The organism is Pseudomonadota bacterium (genome assembly GCA_039714795.1).
In the GTDB taxonomy this organism is placed as follows: domain Bacteria; phylum Pseudomonadota; class Alphaproteobacteria; order JAGOMX01; family JAGOMX01; genus JBDLIP01.
In genome coordinates, this window is record JBDLIP010000175.1 from 1 (window position 1) to 2,510 (window position 2,510).

At 40.6% G+C, this 2,510-nt stretch carries 3 protein-coding genes; 2 read left to right on the forward strand and 1 reads right to left on the reverse strand.

Going from position 1 to position 2,510, the window contains the following annotated elements:
* Nucleotides 1-1,068 (reverse strand): IS4 family transposase (locus tag ABFQ95_08420; protein ID MEN8237539.1); only part of this gene is annotated, 1,068 nt, incomplete at its 3' end.
* A gap of 181 nt (nucleotides 1,069-1,249) precedes the next feature.
* Here ABFQ95_08420 and ABFQ95_08425 point away from each other — a divergent pair.
* Nucleotides 1,250-1,657, forward strand: a complete 408-nt coding sequence (locus ABFQ95_08425) for a PA2779 family protein (protein ID MEN8237540.1) — start codon at nucleotides 1,250-1,252, stop codon at nucleotides 1,655-1,657.
* A 238-nt stretch (nucleotides 1,658-1,895) separates the two neighbouring features.
* Complete coding sequence (locus ABFQ95_08430; protein MEN8237541.1) at nucleotides 1,896-2,162, forward strand: DUF3862 domain-containing protein; 267 nt, start codon at nucleotides 1,896-1,898, stop codon at nucleotides 2,160-2,162.
* The last annotated feature ends 348 nt before the right edge of the window (nucleotides 2,163-2,510 follow it).

The following is a 2,510-nucleotide window of genomic DNA, read 5'->3' on the forward strand; positions in this document are numbered from 1 at the left end:
ATCGTTTTTTGTAACTATCTGTAATAATGGCATTTTCTCGAAAATGGTTAAGCTCAAAACCTGTAGAATTGTGTAGAGACTGGTCGTGATTTTGAGCCGTTTTTTGATAATGGCCACGATAACATAAACTGAAACTGCAATCCAAACCTGGGATTTGACAACGTTTTCACTTGTGCCTAAAAATGATTTGATTCGTAGGTGCTGCTTGATCCATTTGAAGAACAGCTCCACCTGCCAGCGGCACCGATACAAATCCGCTATGGTCTGTGCTGGTAATGTAAAGTTGTTTGTCAGGAAGACAAAAGTCTTTCCAGTCGTAGAATCGAAATACTTTATTCTGCGCAACTTGTCCGGATAATCTTTTGAAGGGTAAAACCCTGCTAACCTGATTGTCTGGTCGCATTTCACTCCGGTGTCCTGTTCGGTTGGGTGGGAATAAATGCGGTGAAATTGAAAATTTGATTTGGCTCTGATAACGAAAAAAGCGGCCCATTGATTTATGTGAAATAGTCTGGCAAAATCCAGATATCCACGGTCCATGATGTAAAAGCTGCCAGGCTCTGGAATCAATCTGTCTAGCACATTGACATCGTGAAGCTTGCCGTCGCTGATATGAATGAAGGTTGGGATGTTGCCACGCAAATCTAGAAGAGTATGCAATTTGATAGCTGCTTTGTTCTGTCGGAAGTTGGCCCAGGGGAAGACAGAGAGGCTGAGATCGATGGTTGTGGAATCGAGAGCGTAAACGCTTTCGGTAAGTTCTATACCGAAATTTTCGTTGCGGTAGAGTTCTTGGGCCTCGCAGATCAGAAGTTGAGCGAAATCGGCATAGATTCGCCAATCGCGCTTCTTGTTTGCATTGGCTAAGGTGTTGCGAGCCACCTTGCTGCGAATGCCCATATGGTACAACTTGTTGCTTTGTGCACGCAGGCAAGCTTCGATATCCCTGAGGCTTTCGCGATAAGTAAGTTGGGCGAAAACCATACAAAGATATTGGTCGAGGCAGCTGAAGCTCTTGACCTTGTGATGTCCTTGATAGCGTTCCACACATTGACGAAATGAATGCATGGGAAGAAAACCCTTTGGTGCGTTCGTGGCACACTGTTGGCAAGAAAGTTTAAATTTGATTTTATCAGTCAGATAATCAAAAATATTTGTAGCGACAAATGACATTACTTCCTGTATTTTCAATTTGCTATCAGTATTTATATACGCCAGGACCCATGACAAAAGAAAAAAAGGAGGGGATATGATTCGTTATATTGCTAAACCACTTAGTCTTTTTTTGATTTTTTCCTTTATGTTATTAGATTTTACTGTCATTAATGCCAAAGCAGGCCTTATAGGAACAGAAACGGTGATTAATACTCTCCAAGGAGAAAAATCCCGTTCACGGATTACTGCTTTTTTAAACCGGCAAGAGGTCCTTGATATCTTTTCAAAACAAGGCATTGATCCTTTACAGGCGGAAAAAAGGGTAGCGAGCCTTACAGATCATGAGGTTTCACAGATATGCAAAGTTCTTGATCAGTTTCCGGCTGGTGGCGATGGAGTAGGGGCAGTTGTTGGTGCTGTAGTATTAATTTTTCTTGTATTGCTCATAACCGATCTGCTTGGTTTGACGCAAGTTTTTCCATTCGTAAAGCACTCTAATTAAATTGGTATATTTTTTTCATAAGGCTGGCAACTGGGCTGCCGGCCTTATATTCATAATTTTGTTTTTTTCTTCTGGATGCAGCTTATGGCATACAGATAATTTATTATTACCTGTAGATAGTTCTTGTTCGGCCTATGAAATAAGAAGTAACGCCTCTAACGAGCATGTGCACACGATGGCAGAGAAAACCAACTCTGAGTGACGCTCGTGTTAACCACAAATATAAAAGGAGCAATTGATGGGTAAAAGAATGAAGTTGTTCCTGCTGGCGCTGCTGACCACCCTGCTCTTTACAGCGGGCTGCAGCAAGGTCACCAAGGAAAATTACGACAAGCTGGAAATGGGGATGGAATACAGTGAAGTCATAGCAATTTTTGGTAATCCGAACAGTTGCACAGAATCAATAGGTCTTAAAAGCTGCATCTGGGGCAATGAAACCAAAAATATCAAGGTAAATTTCTTGGGTGACCAGATAATGGTTATCTCGAGCACCGGACTCAAATAAAATCATATTACTTGGCTGATGCTGTTACTTGATGAGGAATAATTTGTTTGCTGACACAATCTAACCGCTATAAACCCAACCTAGTTTTTATTTTGGTAAGTAATAAGGATTTAAAAACAAAATAGAATATTATCTGGTATATATTTGATTGAGTAGTGAATTAATAATTACTTTTTGAGGGGGTATTATGATTAAAAAAATTGTCTCATCAAGGCTTCTTCAAGTTTTGGCCTCATTATTGTTTGTTTTGTTAATTAGCGGCTGTGCCAGATATGGCCATGTTGTATTTGAAGATGAAAGTGGTACTGTGAGTGTAGAAGTTGATAGAGGAACATCCCAAGGACGCTA

Coding starts and splice junctions, on each gene's coding strand:
- ABFQ95_08425 (MEN8237540.1), top strand. CDS start 1,250: ATGATTCGTTATATTGCTAAACCACTTAGTCTTTTTTTGATTTTTTCC.
- ABFQ95_08430 (MEN8237541.1), top strand. CDS start 1,896: ATGGGTAAAAGAATGAAGTTGTTCCTGCTGGCGCTGCTGACCACCCTG.